The 19,203-nt window shown below is 37.7% G+C and carries 17 protein-coding genes and 1 pseudogene; 9 read left to right on the top strand and 9 right to left on the bottom strand.

The window, feature by feature from the left end; translation table 11 throughout:
• The first annotated feature begins 8 nt into the window (after positions 1–8).
• Positions 9–1,037: a hypothetical protein gene (locus FW778_RS20210; protein ID WP_150416703.1), complete on the top strand. Its 1,029-nt coding sequence runs from the start codon at positions 9–11 to the stop codon at positions 1,035–1,037.
• A 40-nt stretch (positions 1,038–1,077) separates the two neighbouring features.
• Here FW778_RS20210 and FW778_RS20205 read toward each other — a convergent pair whose 3' ends face one another.
• From FW778_RS20205 to cax, 3 genes are all read right to left on the bottom strand, one after another.
• Positions 1,078–2,913 (bottom strand): AAA domain-containing protein, encoded by a 1,836-nt coding sequence (locus FW778_RS20205; RefSeq protein ID WP_150416702.1) that lies wholly within the window; start codon positions 2,911–2,913, stop codon positions 1,078–1,080.
• A gap of 49 nt (positions 2,914–2,962) precedes the next feature.
• Positions 2,963–4,261 (bottom strand): APC family permease, encoded by a 1,299-nt coding sequence (locus FW778_RS20200; protein WP_202552390.1) that lies wholly within the window; start codon positions 4,259–4,261, stop codon positions 2,963–2,965.
• Between the two features lie 225 nt (positions 4,262–4,486).
• Positions 4,487–5,548, bottom strand: a complete 1,062-nt coding sequence (gene cax, locus FW778_RS20195) for a calcium/proton exchanger (RefSeq protein WP_150416700.1) — start codon at positions 5,546–5,548, stop codon at positions 4,487–4,489.
• Positions 5,549–5,688: 140 nt separating this feature from the next.
• Here cax and FW778_RS20190 point away from each other — a divergent pair, with 140 nt between their 5' ends.
• The 4 genes from FW778_RS20190 to FW778_RS20175 all read left to right on the top strand — a co-directional run bounded on the left by FW778_RS20190 (position 5,689) and on the right by FW778_RS20175 (position 9,612).
• On the top strand, positions 5,689–6,114 hold the full coding sequence (locus tag FW778_RS20190; protein ID WP_150416699.1) for an SRPBCC family protein: 426 nt from the start codon (positions 5,689–5,691) through the stop codon (positions 6,112–6,114).
• A 171-nt stretch (positions 6,115–6,285) separates the two neighbouring features.
• Positions 6,286–7,401: a Gfo/Idh/MocA family protein gene (locus FW778_RS20185; RefSeq protein ID WP_150416698.1), complete on the top strand. Its 1,116-nt coding sequence runs from the start codon at positions 6,286–6,288 to the stop codon at positions 7,399–7,401.
• A gap of 179 nt (positions 7,402–7,580) precedes the next feature.
• A complete protein-coding gene (locus FW778_RS20180) occupies positions 7,581–8,366 on the top strand; it encodes a DUF6159 family protein (RefSeq protein WP_150416697.1) in 786 nt (261 codons plus the stop codon).
• Between the two features lie 193 nt (positions 8,367–8,559).
• Positions 8,560–9,612: a methyltransferase gene (locus FW778_RS20175; RefSeq protein WP_150416696.1), complete on the top strand. Its 1,053-nt coding sequence runs from the start codon at positions 8,560–8,562 to the stop codon at positions 9,610–9,612.
• Between the two features lie 70 nt (positions 9,613–9,682).
• Here FW778_RS20175 and FW778_RS20170 read toward each other — a convergent pair whose 3' ends face one another.
• The gene (locus FW778_RS20170) at positions 9,683–10,408 is read right to left on the bottom strand and encodes a phosphatase PAP2 family protein (RefSeq protein ID WP_150416695.1); all 726 of its coding nucleotides are present in this window, start codon (positions 10,406–10,408) and stop codon (positions 9,683–9,685) included.
• A gap of 183 nt (positions 10,409–10,591) precedes the next feature.
• Here FW778_RS20170 and FW778_RS20165 point away from each other — a divergent pair.
• Positions 10,592–11,253: pseudogene (locus FW778_RS20165) on the top strand (molybdopterin-dependent oxidoreductase).
• A gap of 44 nt (positions 11,254–11,297) precedes the next feature.
• Here FW778_RS20165 and FW778_RS20160 read toward each other — a convergent pair.
• The 3 genes from FW778_RS20160 to FW778_RS20150 all read right to left on the bottom strand — a co-directional run bounded on the left by FW778_RS20160 (position 11,298) and on the right by FW778_RS20150 (position 13,730).
• On the bottom strand, positions 11,298–11,918 hold the full coding sequence (locus FW778_RS20160) for a DUF1684 domain-containing protein (protein WP_150416694.1): 621 nt from the start codon (positions 11,916–11,918) through the stop codon (positions 11,298–11,300).
• A gap of 170 nt (positions 11,919–12,088) precedes the next feature.
• Positions 12,089–12,376, bottom strand: a complete 288-nt coding sequence (locus FW778_RS20155) for a hypothetical protein (protein ID WP_150416693.1) — start codon at positions 12,374–12,376, stop codon at positions 12,089–12,091.
• A 289-nt stretch (positions 12,377–12,665) separates the two neighbouring features.
• Positions 12,666–13,730, bottom strand: a complete 1,065-nt coding sequence (locus FW778_RS20150) for a Gfo/Idh/MocA family oxidoreductase (RefSeq protein ID WP_150416692.1) — start codon at positions 13,728–13,730, stop codon at positions 12,666–12,668.
• A 325-nt stretch (positions 13,731–14,055) separates the two neighbouring features.
• On the opposite strand from FW778_RS20150, the gene FW778_RS20145 reads away from it, so the two are divergent.
• Positions 14,056–15,027, top strand: a complete 972-nt coding sequence (locus tag FW778_RS20145) for an aldo/keto reductase (RefSeq protein ID WP_150416691.1) — start codon at positions 14,056–14,058, stop codon at positions 15,025–15,027.
• Positions 15,028–15,283: 256 nt separating this feature from the next.
• Positions 15,284–15,955, top strand: a complete 672-nt coding sequence (gene trhA / locus FW778_RS20140) for a PAQR family membrane homeostasis protein TrhA (RefSeq protein ID WP_150416690.1) — start codon at positions 15,284–15,286, stop codon at positions 15,953–15,955.
• A gap of 42 nt (positions 15,956–15,997) precedes the next feature.
• On the opposite strand, the gene FW778_RS20135 is transcribed toward trhA, so the two are convergent.
• Entirely contained in the window at positions 15,998–16,534 is a 537-nt protein-coding gene (locus FW778_RS20135; protein ID WP_235906500.1) for a ferredoxin reductase domain-containing protein, read from the bottom strand.
• 347 nt (positions 16,535–16,881) lie between these two features.
• On the opposite strand from FW778_RS20135, the gene FW778_RS20130 reads away from it, so the two are divergent.
• A complete protein-coding gene (locus FW778_RS20130; RefSeq protein ID WP_150416689.1) occupies positions 16,882–17,163 on the top strand; it encodes a hypothetical protein in 282 nt (93 codons plus the stop codon).
• Positions 17,164–17,212: 49 nt separating this feature from the next.
• On the opposite strand, the gene FW778_RS20125 is transcribed toward FW778_RS20130, so the two are convergent.
• Positions 17,213–19,177, bottom strand: a complete 1,965-nt coding sequence (locus FW778_RS20125) for a M1 family metallopeptidase (protein ID WP_150416688.1) — start codon at positions 19,175–19,177, stop codon at positions 17,213–17,215.
• Positions 19,178–19,203 lie beyond the last annotated feature (26 nt).

The raw sequence follows: 19,203 nt of genomic DNA, 5'->3' as shown, positions 1-19,203 counted from the left end.
AATAATTGATGAAAAGAATATTGTTTTTATTTCTTTTACAAAATTTAATTGTATCAAAAATTTGCTGCCAGGCATTTACTGTTAAGGATCTTATTGAATTATCAGCTATATCGGACAAAGGCATTGATCGCTTTATGATTAAAAAAGACTTTCAGCTTGGCTACAACCATCAGGAGAAAGATGTCTTGGCAATTAAGTATAATTTCAAAACAAGGGCGAAGAAAAAACATAAAGATACAGAGCGATCTGTGGATATGCTACTTAATGACAATTTAAAATATTTTACACTTCGCACTTCTTCGTTAAGTGAATATCTTGATGGAAAGAAGGCTTTGATAAAAGATGGTTTCTTTTATGGCTTCAATAAAAACTTAAATAAAGATTCATTACTACTTTTTCAAAAGAAAAATATTTCAATAGAAGCAAGAACCGAATTAAGAGATAGTATTAAAGAATATGTTTTTAAATTGAAGGAGAAAAAAATTCCTGATTCGCTTGTGTATGCTGAAGATCTGTTGCAATTCGATTCAAATGAATTTCTTGTTAGTTTTTTTGGGGAGAAGAATGTGAAAAGAGATATTTATTATTTCTCAAAGAAAGAATTGAAAAAATGCAGTGTATTGTTCAGTGGCACGCAGTACCAGGCTGTGTTTATTTGGGGAGATGAAACTACGCTTAACAATCTTTCATACGTTTTAATAACGGATATATTACCAACCGAAGGCGGCAGGCAGGATGTATACATAGACGAAAATAATAAATGGAAATTTAGAAGTGGTCTTCGTTCAGGCATGACCTTACGTGATTTGCTTAGACTTAATCAAATGGATTTTTATATATATGGCAACAAATCAGATCTCGCTTTTATGGTAACACCCGAAGAGACCGGTAAAATTAATTTCAAAAAAACAGGGATAATGTTTAGTTGTAGTAATTGCTATGACGATAAAATTTTTGAACAATCTGAAGTTAGTGCACTGGATATTGCAAAAGCAAATGTTCCCCTGCGTATATTTGACATCATACTTTATCCATAAAGGATGCTAACAAAATTTTCTTTCCTTCGCCAATTTGTTTTTAGAATAATTCAAACTCCCATACCGATCTGTAATCTCCATGTTTTTCAATATAAGTAAGAAAGGAGTTATAAAAGGGATCCGCGCCTATAGTGGCGCTATCACCAATAACAAACAACTGCTCTTTAGCCCTTGTTATTGCTACGTTCATGCGGCGATAATCTTTCAAAAAGCCAATATCACCATCTTCATTACTTCGTACAAGCGATAATATAATTATTTCTTTTTCCTGGCCCTGGAAACTATCTATTGTGGATACACGCATTTGTTTAGGCAATATATTTTTTGCTGCTGCCACCTGCCCGGAATATGGAGATATAAAAGCAGTAATATCCGGATTCAATCCCTCGGTTGCTATAAGCTTTTGTGCAATCATTAACTCACCTTCATTTTGTAAACTCAATCCATTACCTCCCCGCACTTCATTAAACCCGGAACCAGCTGTGTCAATAAAACTGATGTGTACACCTTTATTGGTAAGATGATTTGCAGTTAGCAACAACCCTTTATAAAAATAATCGCCGGAAAAGCCGGCGATAGCCTGGCGCATACGATATTGGGTATTTAACAAAAACGTATTTTTAACCGATTCGATGCAAACTTCCAAAATGGATTTATTTAGTCCCATCAACGTGGCCTCATGGCTAAGCACGGTTGGCGGTAATTGAAGATGATCCCCGGCAAGCACGTATTTTTTAGCAAGAGGAAAGATGCACCACGCAAGTGGCTCAATACACTGGCCGGCCTCATCAATTATCAGCCTTTCAAATGCAATGTCATTAATCTTAGCATCGTACAAGCCGATAGGTGTTCCTAAAATAACAGTTGCTTCCCGGAACAATTTATCCTCATTATAAGCCTGCAATTTCTTGATTTCGTTCCGGATATTTTTTACTTCTTTAAATAAAAGATTTCTTTGTTCACGCTCCGCCTTGCCAAAACTCCTCTTGTATTTTAAAGCCATTCTGCGAAATTCTTCTGCCCGTTTTTTAAATTCCTTTATCTCTTTTTGCTGCTTTGAATTGGAAAGCTTACCCTCAGGGGTAAACGAAAATATCTCCTCATCTACCTTACTGTTATTTCCCACCCTTAGTATATTCAATCCCTTTCGCACACAGGCTTTGGCGATATTATCTACAGCCGTATTACTTGGTGCGCTTACCAATACTTTTTCACCTTTTTTTACGAGTTGTACGATGGCTTCTGTTAAAGTCGTGGTTTTGCCGGTACCGGGCGGGCCATGCACAATAGTTATATCGTTGTTTTTGAGAATAGCTTTTACAGCCTGCCGTTGGCTCTCATTCAATTCGTAATTTACGAATGCTACGTCTGCTTCGTCTAACCGCGTTCCGTAATTAACCGTGAATTCGCCGTGTATTTTTTCAAATAAAGGATACAACACTTTATCATTTTCCAGGCGGGTCAACACCGTTTTCATGATAGTAATTGTTCGTTGATCCACCGCTAATTTAATACCTACATTGTCTTCTTCTATCCAATCAGGAAAGTCAGGAGCAAACAATCTGAATTCTCCCATAGTTCCATCCAGGCTTATAAGCACACCTTTTACTGGTTCTGCACCGGCGCAAAAACACTCAATAGCTATTCCATCTTTAAATTGATTGGTGTCAGCTGGAAAAGGAAGACGAAAACTTATCTCAGGATAATCGGCATAGCCAAAAGTTTTCCTGGTAACAACAATAGGATGCAATGCCAGACCTTCAGCCTTCAAAGATTTTAATGAATGCTGCTGATCTAGTCTATAGCGATTTATTTCTTCTTTTTCTTCTATAGCTATAGCTTCTAATAATTTCCTGATATAAGGATGTGTTGCCATGCGGCGTGAAAATACATTGCAATATGTAATAAAAAATTAAATCGGATGGCTATATTCTTTTTTTCACCATTTTAATTATTTGCCAAAAAACTTCAGCGCTTACGAGTGCTGCTACAGCAAATACTGCAGGCATAAACATTTTGCCGTCTTCAGCAAAAGCTCCTGTTAATGCTATTGCAAATAAAGCAACCGGTAGAAATACCATAACACACAGTCCTCTCACAGATAACGGTATTCGAAATGGCCTATGTACCGTAGGGGACTTAATGCGCAGCACTATTAATGTTATAAATTCTAAAAATAAACCCGCTCCGTAAAGTGTAACATCTATAATAATAAGCTCCTGGAAGCTCCACAGAATCATAAAACTTACAACTATTGCACAAATGATAATTGAAATGTACGGTGTTTTAAAACGAGGGTGGAGAGTATGAATTTTTGCAGGTAACAACCCATCATCTGCCATAACCTGTGGCACACGTGAAACTGAGAGCAACACCGCAGAAAATAATCCCAATGCACCCGCCATACCTCCGATAGAAATTGCTGCACCCAGCCATTCACCTCCGGCAAGTAAACCTAAGGCTGGGTAGCCTTGTTCATTTAGCGTTTGTGCGTTAATGTTATAGTGCAATGTTGAATACAATACCATTATATACACAAGAATGACGGTTGCAAATGCAATACTGATCGATTTAAGATACGTGCGGGCAGGCCTGTCAACCTCTTCTGCATAGGTGGTCGTATTATCCCATCCAAAAAAATTCCACATAACGGTGTAAAGAGCCATGCCAATGGATGAGAAAGGAATTCCTTTTAATGAAGGAGCGGGAAATGAAAAATGAGTTCCATTATTTATAGCTATCACGAATAATACGATAAACGGCGCAATCACTAAAAGGCCGAGCATAAGGGAAGCTTTGCCTACAGGTGAAATACCCACAATATTTAAGGCAGCCCCAGCCCATATTATTACCAAACATATTGGTATTTTAAAATGAGCAATTTCCGGAAAGAAGAACGAAGCATAACTTACAAAAAGAACCGGGTAAATAGCAAGGTCAACGAAAGTATACAACCACGTCCACCATCCCTCATAAAATCCAAAGCGCAGTCCCAGCGTTTTTTTTACCCATTGATAGTAACCTCCTGTTACAGGCATCATACTATTTAACTCAAGAACCGTGAGTATAGCAGGAACATCCCAAAGAATGGGAGTGACAATTAAGAGTAATAACGCTCCATGAGTGCCTGCATAACCAAGCAACGGTTCCAGGCCATAAGGTCCGCCGGATACTGTAAAAAAGACTATCGCTGCGAGTTGTAAAATATGCAGCCGTTTACGCAATGGAAGTTTTTTAATCAGAATTGTAAGTATTAGAAATTGGCAAAATCTCCTAATAAAAAAATTAGCAAAATAAGAAAAACAAAATCATCACGCTAAAAAATTGATTGTAAACAACAGGATGTTTTTTCGTGAACGTTTTTTAGTTATCACTTAAGCATGTGCCATTAGCTTTACAAATAGCAATAAAAAAAATATTACAGCATTAAACGTTTGCCGTAATAAAAATTATCCCCACCAGAAAGCGGCTGCAATCAATAAATACAATCCTATTAGAGCCAGACCTTCCAACCAGATTGATTCTCCATCAAAAACTATAAATGCACTTACGATTACACCAAGGGCCAAAGAAACAAGCAACATCGGTGCTAATACAAAAGATAAAATAGACCCACCTAAAAAGAATGAGAGAAGCACCAACAAAGGAAACAATCCGAGAGCTACCTGCAGAGAACTGTTCATGATAACACTCATTGCATAATCTGATTGATTTTTATATGCCAGTTGAACACCTACCACGTTTTCAATTGCATTACCTGCAATTGCTACAATTACCAGACCCGCGAATGTATCGTTGATGTTTAATAATTGCATCGCGGGTTTAAGTGCATTAACAAACCAGTCGGATACAAAACCCGCAGCAACACCCGCGACTGTTAATACAATAATGGTTACTGCAAGTGGCCATACGGCATGCGGTGCCTCACTTTCGGGCGGCGGCGAAACCAAGGCAGTGTCACCCTTTAACGAAACAAATAAACTTGCAATAAAGATGATTAACAGAACGATGGCCAAAAAAATATCCATCTGGTTTATATGTGTTGAACCGGGCGTGTGAAAAATATGCGTAACGGTAGGAATGGCTAATCCTGCAAGAGCAAGTATCATCAATGTCGCCATCATTTTTGGCGGTTCGGAGCTAAAACGTTGTGTTCCGTTTTTGAGACCCCCGAGAAAAATTGCGAGTCCCAGCACCAATAATGAGTTTCCTAAAATAGATCCAATTAAAGCCGCCTGGACCACTTTATTCAAGCCGGCTTTTAAGGCAAAAATTGCAACGAAGAATTCAGGAAGATTGCCGAGAGCAGATTGCAGAATTCCTGTAGCCGCCGGGCCGAAACGACTTCCCAATTGTTCAGTTGCATCACCCACCATTTTGGCCAGTAATGCAAGCGCACCGGCACTTACAACAAATGAAAGAATCACATTTAACTGGAGATAGTTAAGTATACCCGCAACCGCCGTAACTATTATGGAGACCGCAATTATTATTTTTTCTCTTTTCTTCATCAACTGCCAATGTTAAAATTGAAAGATAGTTTTTATTGTCGCAAAATATCCCTTTAATTGTCGGGTTCGTACCGTATCTTCTTTATATAATTAACGGATGTTTGCATTGGGAAAAATTATTAAAATTAAAATCTATAAAAATGGAAACACAAAACAAAGCCGTTATAACTGTAGAGAATACAATTAACGCGCCAGTTGAAAAAGTTTGGAAATACTGGACAAAGCCGGAACATATCGTACAATGGAATAACGCTTCGGATGACTGGCATACGCCACATGCCGAAAATGATTTAAGAATAGGTGGAAAATTTACCTCGAGGATGGAGGCTAAGGATGGTAGTTTCGGATTTGATTTCGAAGGTGTATACGACGCGGTGACAACTTATGAGAACATTGAATATACAATGGGCGATGGAAGAAAAGTACAAATAGATTTCGCTCGAGATGGCGGTAAAACAAAAGTGAAAGAAAATTTTGAAGCGGAAAGCCAGAATAGCGTAGAAATGCAACGTGGAGGCTGGCAGGCTATTTTAGATAATTTTAAAAAATATGTTGAAGAGAATTAGAAGATGAATGCAATTATCAAAATATAATTTCTAAAACTTTTTTTACAACTGTTTGAAGGCCTTGTTGATTTTGGGCTGATATTCCGCAACAATTCTCTTATATTTATAGTAGCAAACTAACACCATTAATCTTCGTGCAATACTTGTTTAATAAACGAAAAACAGACAGTTATGAATTCCCGTCGTGATTTTATACAAAAAATTACTGCTGCAACAATTGCTTTCCCTTTTCTGAAACAGGCCGTTGCAGCAAACAAATCTTTTAATAAAAAACCTTACGACGGGCCTGTACTCCGGGTGGCAATTATGGGCCTGGGTAGCTATGGTACCCGTGTTGCCGAGGCTATGCGTGATTGCACAAAAGCTAAACTGGTTGGAGTTATAAGTGGTACTCCTTCCAAAATCACCGCGTGGCAAACCCGCTATAATATTCCTGAAAAGAACTGTTACAACTATGCGAATTTTGACAGCATTAAAGACAATCCTGATATTGATGCCGTATATATAATTACGCCCAATGGCCTGCATCATGATGAAGCGATTCGTGTGGCAAAAGCCGGTAAACATGTTATCAGTGAAAAACCGATGGCACTGAATGCAAAAGAAGGACAAGAAATGGTCGATGCGTGCAAAGCTGCTAATGTAAAGTTATTGGTTGGCTATCGCATGCATTTTGAACCACATACTCTGGAAGTAATCAGGATGCGAAAAGCCGGGGAATTTGGTAAGATATTATTTTTTCAGGGACTGAGCGGCTTTACTATCGGGGATCCCAATCAATGGAGGTTAAACAAAAAACTTTCCGGTGGCGGTTCATTAATGGACATCGGTATTTATTCGATTAACGGTTCCCGTTATATGACGGGCGAAGATCCGATTTGGGTTACTGCAGAAGAAACTAAAAATGACCCTGTGAAATTTAAAGAAGGAGTAGACGAAACTATCCAGTTTCAATTGGGCTTTCCCGGTGGCAGCGTGGCATCATGCCTTTCTACTTATAGCATGAACAACCTTGACCGTTTCTTCCTGAATGGCACGAGGGGATTCGCCGAAATGCAACCCGCAACAGGCTATGGCCCTATTATGGGGCGAACGAATAAAGGAGAAATCAATCAACCTGTTGTAACTCATCAAACCGTACAAATGGAAGAAATGTCCGCTATTATTTTACAGGGCAAACAACCGATAGTGCCGGTAGATGGTGAAGAAGCGTTGAAAGATTTAAAAATTATTGATGCAATTTATGAAGCGGCTAAAACGGGTAAAAAGGTGAAGCTGAATTTGTAGAGAGTTATATTGCTGAAGATAATGAGTTGCAAAAAAAATACTTGGACACCGTAAGAAAATATATTCTGCAAAATGCTATAAAATATAATATCCTGCAATTATATTTATACCAAAATTAATAACCCAACCACAAGCTTATGAACTTTTTCAACCGGCTATCCAACGGATGGCAAATTTCCATGAACAGTTTTAAAGTACTAAAAGAAAACAAGCAGCTTATCATTTTTCCAATTTTATCAGGACTATCGCTTTTAATGATAGTTGGATCATTCGTTCTTATTACTCTGGCTGGCGCAGGCTGGGATGTTAGCAACGTTAGTAAGCCGAATACTTTTGAAAACTATGTAGTAATTTTTCTTTTCTACATTATAAATTACTTTGTAATTGTATATTTTAATACGGCGCTCATTCATTGTTCCACATTATATTTTAAAGGGGAAGAGGTAACAGTTCGCAAAGGATTGGATTTTAGTTTTAGTCATATCGCGGCTATTTTCTCATGGGCATTGTTTGCAGGTACAGTTGGCGCAATACTTAAAATTGTACAGGACAATCTCGGAAGCTTAGGGAAAATAATTACTGGTATAATCGGTGTTGTATGGAGTGTTGCTACTTTTTTTGTAGTACCAATAATTGCGTACGAAAATCTGGGGCCAATAGGCGCTTTCAAACGGTCTTTACAACTGATGAAAGAAAAATGGGGTGAAAGCTTAGCTGCTGGATTCAGTTTTGGATTAATTCAATTTGCAGGAATTATCTTAATAGCGATACCTTCATTTTTGATAGGCGCCTTTATTCATCCATTTATTGGTATCGCAATTGGAGTAATAGGCATATCTTTACTTTTTGCTGTTATCAGTGCAACACAATCGATTTTTATAAGTGCTATATATCATAATATAAATGGCGACCCGGTGGAACTTTACAACCAACAATTTATCGACAATCTCTTTAAAAAAAAATAATACAAACTAATAACGCTTGAAATGATGAAAAGGTGACCCGGTTGCCCGGGTCATTTTTGTATAATTTGGCGGGAACTATAATTACTCGAAAAAATTATTAATTTCACTATCATCCTCCCTGAAAACTTTAGAAAGCTTATATCTCAGCGAAACACTATACATTTTTTATTATTCACTCTAATAATCATTAAAAATGGAACAACAATCAGTATCTGCACATCCCGATCCTTCCAGGATAATGCAGGTGGGCATGGGCTTCTGGGCATCTAAAGCATTATTGGCGGCTGTAAATTTTAAACTATTTACAAGTCTTGCAGGAACATCAAAAAAGGCAAAAGCTATTAAAGATGAGTTGCATCTTAATACAACCGACCGGCATGTTTACGATTGGCTCGATGTACTCGTGTCGCTTGGTTTTTTAAAACGGGAAGGCCTACTCGAAAATGCTGCCTATTCAAATAACGCAGATACAGAAATGTTCCTGGATGAAAACAAGCCCTCCTTCATTGGCGGCATCCTTAAAATGGGCAACAACAGGTTATATCAATTTTGGGGTAATCTTGAGCAAGGGCTGTTAACGGGTAAACCCCAAAACGAATCGAAGGATAGTACTAACATGCACTTTTTTGAAGATCTGTATCAATCTCCGGAAAAGCTGAGGGAGTTTGTAAATGCTATGTCAGGCATACAGGGTGGAAATTTTATGACACTTTCCAAAAAATTTGATTTTAGTAAATATAAAACGATGGCAGATATTGGTGGCGCCGACGGATTTCTTTCCTGTATGATTGCTCTTCAACATCCGTCGATTTCACTAACTACTTATGATCTTCCCCCCGTAGCCCCGCTGGCTGAAAAAAAAATAGCAAAGTTTAATTTAACTGGCAAAATAAAAGTTGAAAGCGGCGATTTTTTAAAGGATGCCATTCCCTCTGCTGAAATTATCAGCATGGGAAATATATTACATGGGCTTAATGAAGCAACCAAACTTGAATTGATTAAGAAAGTGTATGACGCATTGCCGGAAAACGGGATATTTATTGCGATTGAAAACGTTATTGACAATGACAGAAGCAACAATACATTTGGCATGCTCATGAGCCTGAATATGCTAATTGAAAACGGGGACGGTTTTGACTATACATTTAATGATTTTGCAAAATGGGCAAAGGATACAGGATTTACAAAAACTGAACTTATACCACTTACGGGGCCCGCGAGTGCTGCTATCGCATACAAGAGTTAGACGAATGTCATTTACAAGGTTCAGTCACCCGATAAGTAATTAACACGAGCGAAATTTCAATAAGTTATCTTCAATTTATGCTTATGGGGTTTCGCCTGTTTTTATATTTTACTTTGTCAAAAATCCAATAGGTGAGCTTGGTGGATAAGATGCCCAATCCTGCGCCGGCAATCACTTCTGTAAGCAAGTGATCCTTATTATACAGTCTGAGAATACCAACAGAAGTCGCAATAAGATAACCGCTATAACTTAATAACCTATTGTTGTCTTTCAATTCCTGGTGTAACATCTCCGCACCTCTAAAAGCATTGGCCGTATGGCCTGAAGGAAATTTTGTGTCGTGTGTAGTATATGCATTGATATGACGGCTAATTAATCTCATTGCATAACCGACACCTCCGGTAATTACAATTGAACCAGCATCAAGTATCAGATGTTCTTTAAAAGTATGCCTGGTTTTTGCCTTAAAAGCATCTAAAAGATACACTGATGCGGAAGGCGTCCACATCAGGTAATCTTCTGCGTTAGTATGAAAACCGGGATGATTTAGTTTTATGTTTGAATAAATTGTATCGTCCAGTTTTTGGATTCCACTTACGATAGGTTTCAACCCGGAATAAACTAAAAATGCTCCGGGAATTATAAAGGCATTAGGCTTTAAATAATTGTTAGTATGGTTATATTGTTTTGCTGAGGTGTCTTGTAAATTTTGTGGAATTTGGTGTATAACCTGGCCGAATACACGCAAATTAACCAGGATAGAAATCATTAATACGCACAAATATTTTGTCGCCATTATTGGATATTTAATTTTAAAAATTAAAACTACACGAATGCATTGATTTAAAATAGTTTTCTCAGTTGATGAGTAAAAATAAATTAACCTTTTTAAGAATTCGCTGCATATCGATACAAGACTTTTTTTAGAAAAATATCATAAGTTTAATCCTGGTTGTTTTAAAATATTAATTTAGAAATTATGGAAATTCCCGGAAAGCTGGAACGAATTGTTGAAGCCCGAATGAAGCTCAAGGCCCGCTTTGAAGATAGTAAACCAATGGGTAAAGGAAATCTTAACCGTCACGGAATGCCCGTGATTCCTGTGGGACAAACCATAACGCATAAGTGGCCCGTTTTAGACCTTGGCCTTCAACCAAACATTTCATTAAAGGACTGGAGATTACAAATCGATGGTGCGGTGGAACATCCGACGATATTAACGTGGGAAGATTTTATAGCTTTACCTCAAACAGATGATACGTCCGATTTTCATTGTGTGACCACATGGTCTAAATTAAACATAGATTGGACAGGAGTTCGATTCCTTGATATTGCAGCATTGGTTCAACCAAAAGAAAGTGCAACTCACATCATGTGTTATGGATATGATGATTACTCCACCAATATATCTTTGGAAGAAGCATTGAAGCCTGATGTACTATTGGTGCACACTGCTGAAGGAAAGGCATTACAAAGGAGCATGGCGGCCCTGTGCGAATGATAACTTCTCAACTGTACGCATGGAAAGGCAGCAAGTGGATTAGCAGGATAGGGTTTATGATCGGAAACCGTTTAGGTTTCTGGGAAGAAAGAGGATACTCCAACACTGCTTATCCATGGAGGAATGACAGGTATAGTTAATTTTTGGAAGCAAAATATTGTTGATCTATATTAACAGAACATTCTCAGTGAACAGGTTTTCCATAATTTTTCTCTCCTGCGGGTATGGCAACCGCTAGTAGATTTTCTTTGGGAGGAATGGGGCAATTGTACCCGGTAGTATAAGCACAATATGGATTGTAAGCTTTATTAAAATCAATTAATAGTTTTTTATTCTTTATATCCGAAACAGTAAAATCGAGATAGCGGCCACCTCCATAACTTTCGAATCCTGATGTTGCGTCGCCGAACGGTACAAACAGATAATCTTTGTATTTTTTCTGCTTCATTAAGGATGCAGATTGATATACATATAAATGAGCTAAAGAATCATGTACTTTAAAAGTAAGAAGGCCATAATGAAAGTATTTCTGCTTTACGCCTGAAGCAGTGCTCATATCAAAACCCTTTGTATCGTTAATTCTTTCGAAAGAAGCAATTATCCTCAGGTTTTCATCTACAGGAAAGAATTGGATATATTTTCTATCCTCTTTTCCCACTACCTCGTGTGTATTAATATACCTCTCTCTAAATGAAATTAAAGAATCTTCGTAGGCTTTATTTTGTGCCGGTACGTTTTTAAAAGTTGATACCAGGATTAAAAAAAAGAAACTAAACTCTTTGAATGTTTGACGGGAAAAAAACATTTTTTAAAGTTAGCAGAATCTGGTCAAAAAATAATTATTAAAAAAGTATTCATTCTTCCGAAGTACTTTATAGGTAGGCAACGGCCATCAATCTTATAATAAAAAATTTATGAAGATCCGTAATGACGATTACGGATCTTCATAAATTAAAACCAGCTAAACGTTAAATTTTATGCTGTAATTTTAGCAAAAGATTTTGCAGTTAATACATCTTCTTCCGCATCATTTTTTAAAGCAACTATGCTTTCATTTTTTGAAACATATTCGTTACTGGCGTTAACATTAATACTCGCAACATTATTATGCATTGCTACCGGCGAATTCATACTCGTTGAATCATGCTTAGGCATTTTAGTAGTGTCTGGCTTCGGAGTAGAAGGGCTGTCCTGGGCGAACGTAGATGCGAAGGCAAAACAACTTAAGCCTAAAAATACTGTTTTCAATTGGATAGATTTCATAGTGTTTGTTTTTTAGTTAAAAGATTAATTATTGCTACTATAGTACCTAAAATGATGCCAGAAAAATTGTTTTGATTTATCAAGTTTATTTTTTCAGGAACCTTTTAGCCCTGTGAAAATCTAATTAGAAGGGCATATTGTACAAGTACGCGATTATGATTCAATGCATTATTTCAAGCATCTGAACTATTATTATAGGCCTTCAATCTTTTAATTTATGCAGGATAAAAGGGCCTATTGGCTAACTTCTGTTATTTAATATCTGTTTGCTGTATAACTCTATAAATTATTAAAAAGTAAAATCAATAGTTCTTTTTTCCTTCTGGCTTTGCATGGCCAATTCTATAATGCGAACATTGTTGCGTGCCTGCACAGGTGTTACGATAAGTTCTTCTTTACCAATAATTGCGTTGTATATATTATTATAAAAGCGACTGTAATCTCCTTTCTCACTCTCAATCTTTCCAATAAAATGCTGGCCATCTATTTCAGTGTTTAATGTGCCCCAAATATCTGCTGGTTCTATACCCCAGCTGTTTTTTGTAAGTGATGTAAAGCCGGCCTTGAGGGCTTCTTCCTGCACATCTAATCCATATTTTACGAAAGAACCGTCATTGCCCAAAAGTATAAACCTGGGAAGCGGTTCCCTTACCAACATGCCAGCTTTTAAAGTAACTTTTAAACCCGGAAAATGAAGAATTATTTCGAAGTTATCAATGGCCTTACCGCCCTTTCGTTGAATACCTAAATCAGCACTAACGGTGTCGGGTAGCCCAAATAATGTCTGCGCCTGGTCGATAAGATGTGAACCCAAATCGTATAAAATGCCCGAACCAGGCGCATCTTCTTCACGCCATGCGTTTGGCTTAAGATAATTTCTGAAACGGTCATAGCGGCTTTCCATCTCAACAAGGCCGCCTAATAAATTATTCTTTATAATTTTTTGAACAGTATAAAAATCGCTATCAAATCTGCGGCTATGGTACACCGATAGGATTAAGTTTCGTTTTGTCGCTTCTTCAATAAGTTCATCTGCATCTTTGGTGTTTGTGGTAAAGGGTTTATCGACTACTACATGTTTGTCCGCCTGTAAAGCTTGCAAGGCCAATGAATGATGCGAAGTATTAGGAGTTGTGATGATTACCAAATCGATATTTTCATCTTCAAATATTTCTGCTGAAGTTTGCACAATTTCTGCCTGCGAATATTTCACTCTTGCCGGGTTAACCTGTTCAGGCTTCACCGCTCTTATTTTTGCCAGTTGTAAACCGTGTACGGTGGTCAACACAGGCGCATGAAATGTTTGGCCTCCGGCGCCAAATCCAATTAAGCCAACCTTAATAAGTTTGTCCATATCTTTTTAAAATAAAAGATAAACAACTTTATGGAAAATATAATACCTGCGTCTGATAAAGATGCTAATTTTAGGCAATGCAGCCTTTATAATTTTGAATTGTTTTTATTGAAAAGCGTAAACAGAAAAACGGATACTATTGTATTTAATTGCTCTAACCTTCGAATATCCGTTCATGCTTATTTTAAAAGCTATTACTTGTATGAGAAATTATTTGCGTCATTATTTTTTTAAAATTATTAAGTCCGGCACCTTTTGCCCAGCTAACAGTACTTACCAATACTAAAATGAAAATTATCTTTAATTTTAAACAAAAATGAATGCTATGCAGTATAGAACTTTTGGAAGAACCGGCTGGCCGGTAAGTGAAGTAGGTTACGGTATGTGGGGAATGGCGGGTTGGACAGGATCGGAAAGTGAAGAAGTAAATCGTGCGCTTGACAAGTCTGTTGAAATGGGCTGTAACTTTTTTGATACTGCCTGGGCGTATGGTGCTGGTCTTAGTGAACAGATATTGAACGCACTTTTAAAAAGGCATACAGATAAAAAATTGTATGTAGCTACGAAAATTCCCCCTAAAAACCGAAGGTGGCCTTCAAAACCGGAATATAGTTTGGCGAACGTTTTTCCGGCAGATTACATTATTGAATACACGGAAAAAAGTTTAAAAAACCTTGGCATTGAAACAATAGATCTGCAACAATTTCATGTGTGGGAAGATGGCTGGGCGCAGCAGGATGAATGGAAGGAGGCCACTGCTAAACTTAAGCAACAGGGAAAAGTAAGGGCGTGGGGCATCAGCATTAACCGCTGGGAACCTGATAACAGCCTGCAGACTTTACTAACGGGAATGATAGACGCAGTTCAGGTAATCTATAATATTTTTGATCAGGCGCCGGAAGACAAGTTGTTCCCGCTTTGTCGCCATTTAAATCTCGGTGTAATAGCCCGCGTGCCTTTTGATGAAGGAACACTTACCGGTACCATGACTAAAGAAACTACTTTTCCTAAAGAAGACTGGCGCTCTACCTATTTTGTTCCTCAAAATCTGAATGCCAGCATTGATCATGTTGATGCTTTAAAACCTTTGATACCACATGGAATGAAGTTACCTGAAATGGCGCTTCGCTTTATTCTTAGCAATCCGGACGTATCTGTAACTATACCGGGTATGCGAAAATTGAGAAACGTTGAAGCCAACATGTCTGCAAGCGATGGAAATGCTTTGCCAAATGAATTACTCAAAGAACTAAAGAAACATCGCTGGGACAGGCAACCAACTGAGTGGTCTCAATAGTAATAAATTATAAGGGTTGCTATTGAAAACCTTTTTGCACCAGTCATTCCGGGTTGTTATGTGTAATTCTGTATAAAGGCACTTTCATTCAATTGAGGATTAACCGGATTTATAAACTATTAGTAAATTTGCTTTTGCATTCTTCATCTTTTATTGTATGTTGCTCTGAATGCAAAATAAAGTCCATTATTAAGAAAACAATGACAGCCAGTTCAAAGTCACTCAAAAAATTAATTTGTTTACCTTATCGCATTAAATGCCTTTAAAAAATAATGATACTGATAAAGTTCAAAAACCTGATGATAGTGGCTTCACCATTAAGCAGGAAATTGTACACAGCACGATACATGGTTTTGGAATTCTCTTCGGAATTATAAGCATTCCTATCCTAACAGCATTGGCGGCAAAAAATGCGAATATGCCGGCAATTATTGGCGCAAGTATTTATGGATTTACTTTTTTAATGTTGTTTACTTTTTCAACCACTTACCACGGCTTTCAACAACCACAGGTAAAAAAAGTACTTGAGATATTTGATCACATCAGCATCTACTTTTTGATTGCGGGAACTTACACGCCTTTCATTCTCATTTATCTTAGAAATTCTTTTGGTGATTCGTTATTGATTATATTATGGAGCCTGACATTGTTAGGAATTGTTTTTAAAATATTCTTCACCGGCAGGTTTGAAATTGTATCTGTAATAATTTATGTTGCAATGGGATGGATTTTGTTGATTGGTGGTAAAAGATTTTTTACTGCAATGCCTTCAGATGTTATAACGTTTATTATCATTGGCGGCGGGTTGTACAGCATCGGTATTATTTTTTATTTATGGAATGGATTCAAATGGAACCATGCCGTGTGGCATTTCTTTGTACTTGCTGCTGCTGTTTGTCATTATGTAGCTGTATTGTTGTCTGTGTAACGCTGACGCATATTCGCTGTTACAAACAGTATCCACGACCTTTTATTTTTCAAAAATAACGGTATCAGCAGATGCTCCAAGATCTATTAACAGTTTAACAATTTCTTTTACAAATATTTCTGGGCCGCATACATAGAAATGCCTGCTGAAATCATGAATAGTTTCAATAAGATAGTTCCGGTCTATTCTCCTTTCGCGAAAGCCTATTACTCCCTGGCGTGTAAAAACATTTATGTACGCTGGCCCCAGCATTTTGGTAAGTTCTTCTTTAAGTATAATGTCGTCAGCAGTTTTGTTGGAAAAGATAAGTGCATTGCCGGGTATCAATTTCTTCTTTTTGTACAATGCCCTGAACATCGCAATAAATGGCGTAATACCGGCTCCTCCCGCTATAAATATGCCAGGCCCCTTGTATTGAATGGTGCCGAATACATCGTGCAGAATTAACTCTGCTCCCGCATTGGTTTTACCAAGTTGGTTGGTAACACCGGGATGATCATCATAAATTTTAATAATAAACTCGAGGTAAGGCCATTCATTTAACGAGGTAATGTAAAGGGCCGCAGATAATCTTTCCACTCAGGGTGATTAATGGATATTTCCGCTGCCTGCCCGGGGATAAAGCTGAAGCCAGCAGGCTTCTCTACCATAAAACGCTTCACATCGTGACTGATGAAACTGCACTCCAATATTTTCACAATATGCTCTGTCATAATACAAACATACTATGTTATTGTATGTTGAATGCAATCCTTAATCTCAAAATAACTGCTTTTTTTATAGCTGAAAATAAAATGCAGCATTTATAAGTTTTTGGCGTCAACTTTGTACAGGTTGGTATAATGAAACGACTTCATCAGATATGTCCTGCAGTTTTAATTGTCATTACTTTTGCTTTTGCTTCCTGTAAAAAAGAAAAGCCGTACATGAATAACGCTGAAATTATTGGGATAGACAATAGTCTCAGACCTTGTTCTGTGGATGCCCCGTGCGATTGTCCCGGTGGTTACTTTATTCATATAGATAATGTCCCTGATCCAAACGGTAACTGCACTTTTTGTAAATCTTTTAAAGCATTACGATTACCGAAAAGTTTTACATTAGGCACCAATCCCCAGTTTCCGGTTAGCATTAAAATGGATTGGAGATATGATTCTTTGCTTTGCGACAGCAGCAGAATTGTTATTACCCGTATCGCAAGAAGGTAAATTTACAACCAGGAAAAGTTCTAATGATAACTTTTAAATAATGTATAAATTATTCGCTGCTCTTCCAGTCATTATTTTTGCGATCGATATCCGGTAATTCCCCATGTGGATCCAAAACGATTGAAGTAACTGCAGTAGTAGAATTATATTTAAAAGTCCATTCGCCACCACGTTGCCATATTTCTACCGGTAATTTTATTTCCTGGGTATTGCCATTTTTCTCGGTAACTTTTACAGTCACCGGCATCACCATTTCCTGTAAATTTTCAAGAGTTATTAAGGCTCCGTTAGCAGCATTGTTATCCGCATACTTCACTTCTTTAACGGCTTGATCAAGCTTCCATGTTTCACAAAACCATTCTTTCCAAAACCAGTTAAGATCATCCCCGGCAGCATCATTCATCGTTCTGAAAAAATCATTGGGCTGAGGATGTTTAAAGGCCCATCGATGTATGTAGGTCTTAAATGCATAGTCAAATCTATCGGCACCTATAACGCTATTTCGTAAAATATTTAATCCGGTCGCAGTTTTAAAATAGTATTGGCCGTAGTCATTCAGACTTATAGATTCAGGCGGCGTCATCAAAGCGTCTTTGCTTCTTTGAAGTGTTCTCGCCATTCCTAAAATACTCCTGTTGGTGGTATCTCCATATTCACCGTGGTTAAATGAATTAGACGCATAACCGTTTATAAATGTATTCATGCCTTCATCCATCCACATAAAGCGCCTTTCATTGCTCCCAACTATCATCGGGAACCAGTTGTGCCCGATCTCATGAGTTACATCATGCCATAAATTTGCTTTGCCAATTTTATAACTGCAGAAAACAATGCTCGGGTATTCCATCCCCAACGCAACCCCAGCAACTACAACAGCAGAATTCCAGGGATACTCGAAATAATCTTTAGAATAAAACTCGATGCTTTGTTTTAAATATTGTGTGGATCTTCCATAAGCATTATATCCTTTACTTTCTACCGGGTAAACTGCCATGGAAATTCCCTTTCTGCCGGATGGAAAATTAATGCGTGCGGCATCCCATATAAAGGCTTTCGACGCAGTCCAGGAAACGTCACGGGAATTTTGCATTTTAAAATGCCAGGTGAGCAGTCCGCTTTTTACAGGCCGCATAGACGCAGATCCTATTTCATCCTCTTTAATAATCGTTACAGTGCTATCACTTCTACGTGCTTCATTTAACCTGCTTACTTCTTTTGCTGTTAGCACCTGCTGGGGATTTTGCAAATCACCGGAGCCTGCAACAATCATATCTGCAGGTACAGTAACATAATAGTCGAAGTTGCCATATTCGCAATAGAATTCACCGAGCCCCATATAAGGCAATGTATTCCATCCCTCCACAGCATCATACACACACATGCGCGGATACCATTGTGCCAATTGATAAATAACACCATTTTTTGTATAAAGCCTCCCCATACGATCTGCACCATACTGGGGAATCGAAAAGAAATAATTAACCGTAATATTTATTTTATCGCCGTTGGGTTTAACAGAAAAGGGTAAACGCAATTGCATGCGGGTATCTGTAATAACCGGTTCTATTTTATATGTTTTCCCTTTATAAAGTACAGATGCAGACTGAATTTGATAGCCGCCCTTTGTATAGCCTTTCACATCAAAACGATCTCCTGAAACCAAGGTTGCTGCAGAGCCACGTGAGTCAGGATTAAAAAGATTCTGGTCCAATTGAAGCCATAAATATTTTAATTCGCCAGGGCTGTTGTTGGTATAATTAATAGTAACATCACCATTAAGCGTTGTATCTTTTTCATCTAACGTTGAATGGATAATATAGTTGGCGCTGTTTTGCCAATACTTTGGGCCGGGTGCTCCGTTAGCACTTCTAAACTCAGTTGCATCCTGCGACATAAACGAAGGATCAAATACCTTGTTTTTATTATAAATCGAAACTGAGTCCTGAGCTGAAGTATTGTAGGAAAAAATAATAGAAATAAGAAGGAGGATACAAGAGGTAATAAAATTTTTCATTATATTTTTTTAAAGGAATAAAAATA

Source organism: Ginsengibacter hankyongi, assembly GCF_008710285.1.
Classification (GTDB): domain Bacteria; phylum Bacteroidota; class Bacteroidia; order Chitinophagales; family Chitinophagaceae; genus Ginsengibacter; species Ginsengibacter hankyongi.
Note: the sequence above shows the minus strand (reverse complement) of the source record. Positions and strands in the feature narration are given on the sequence as shown.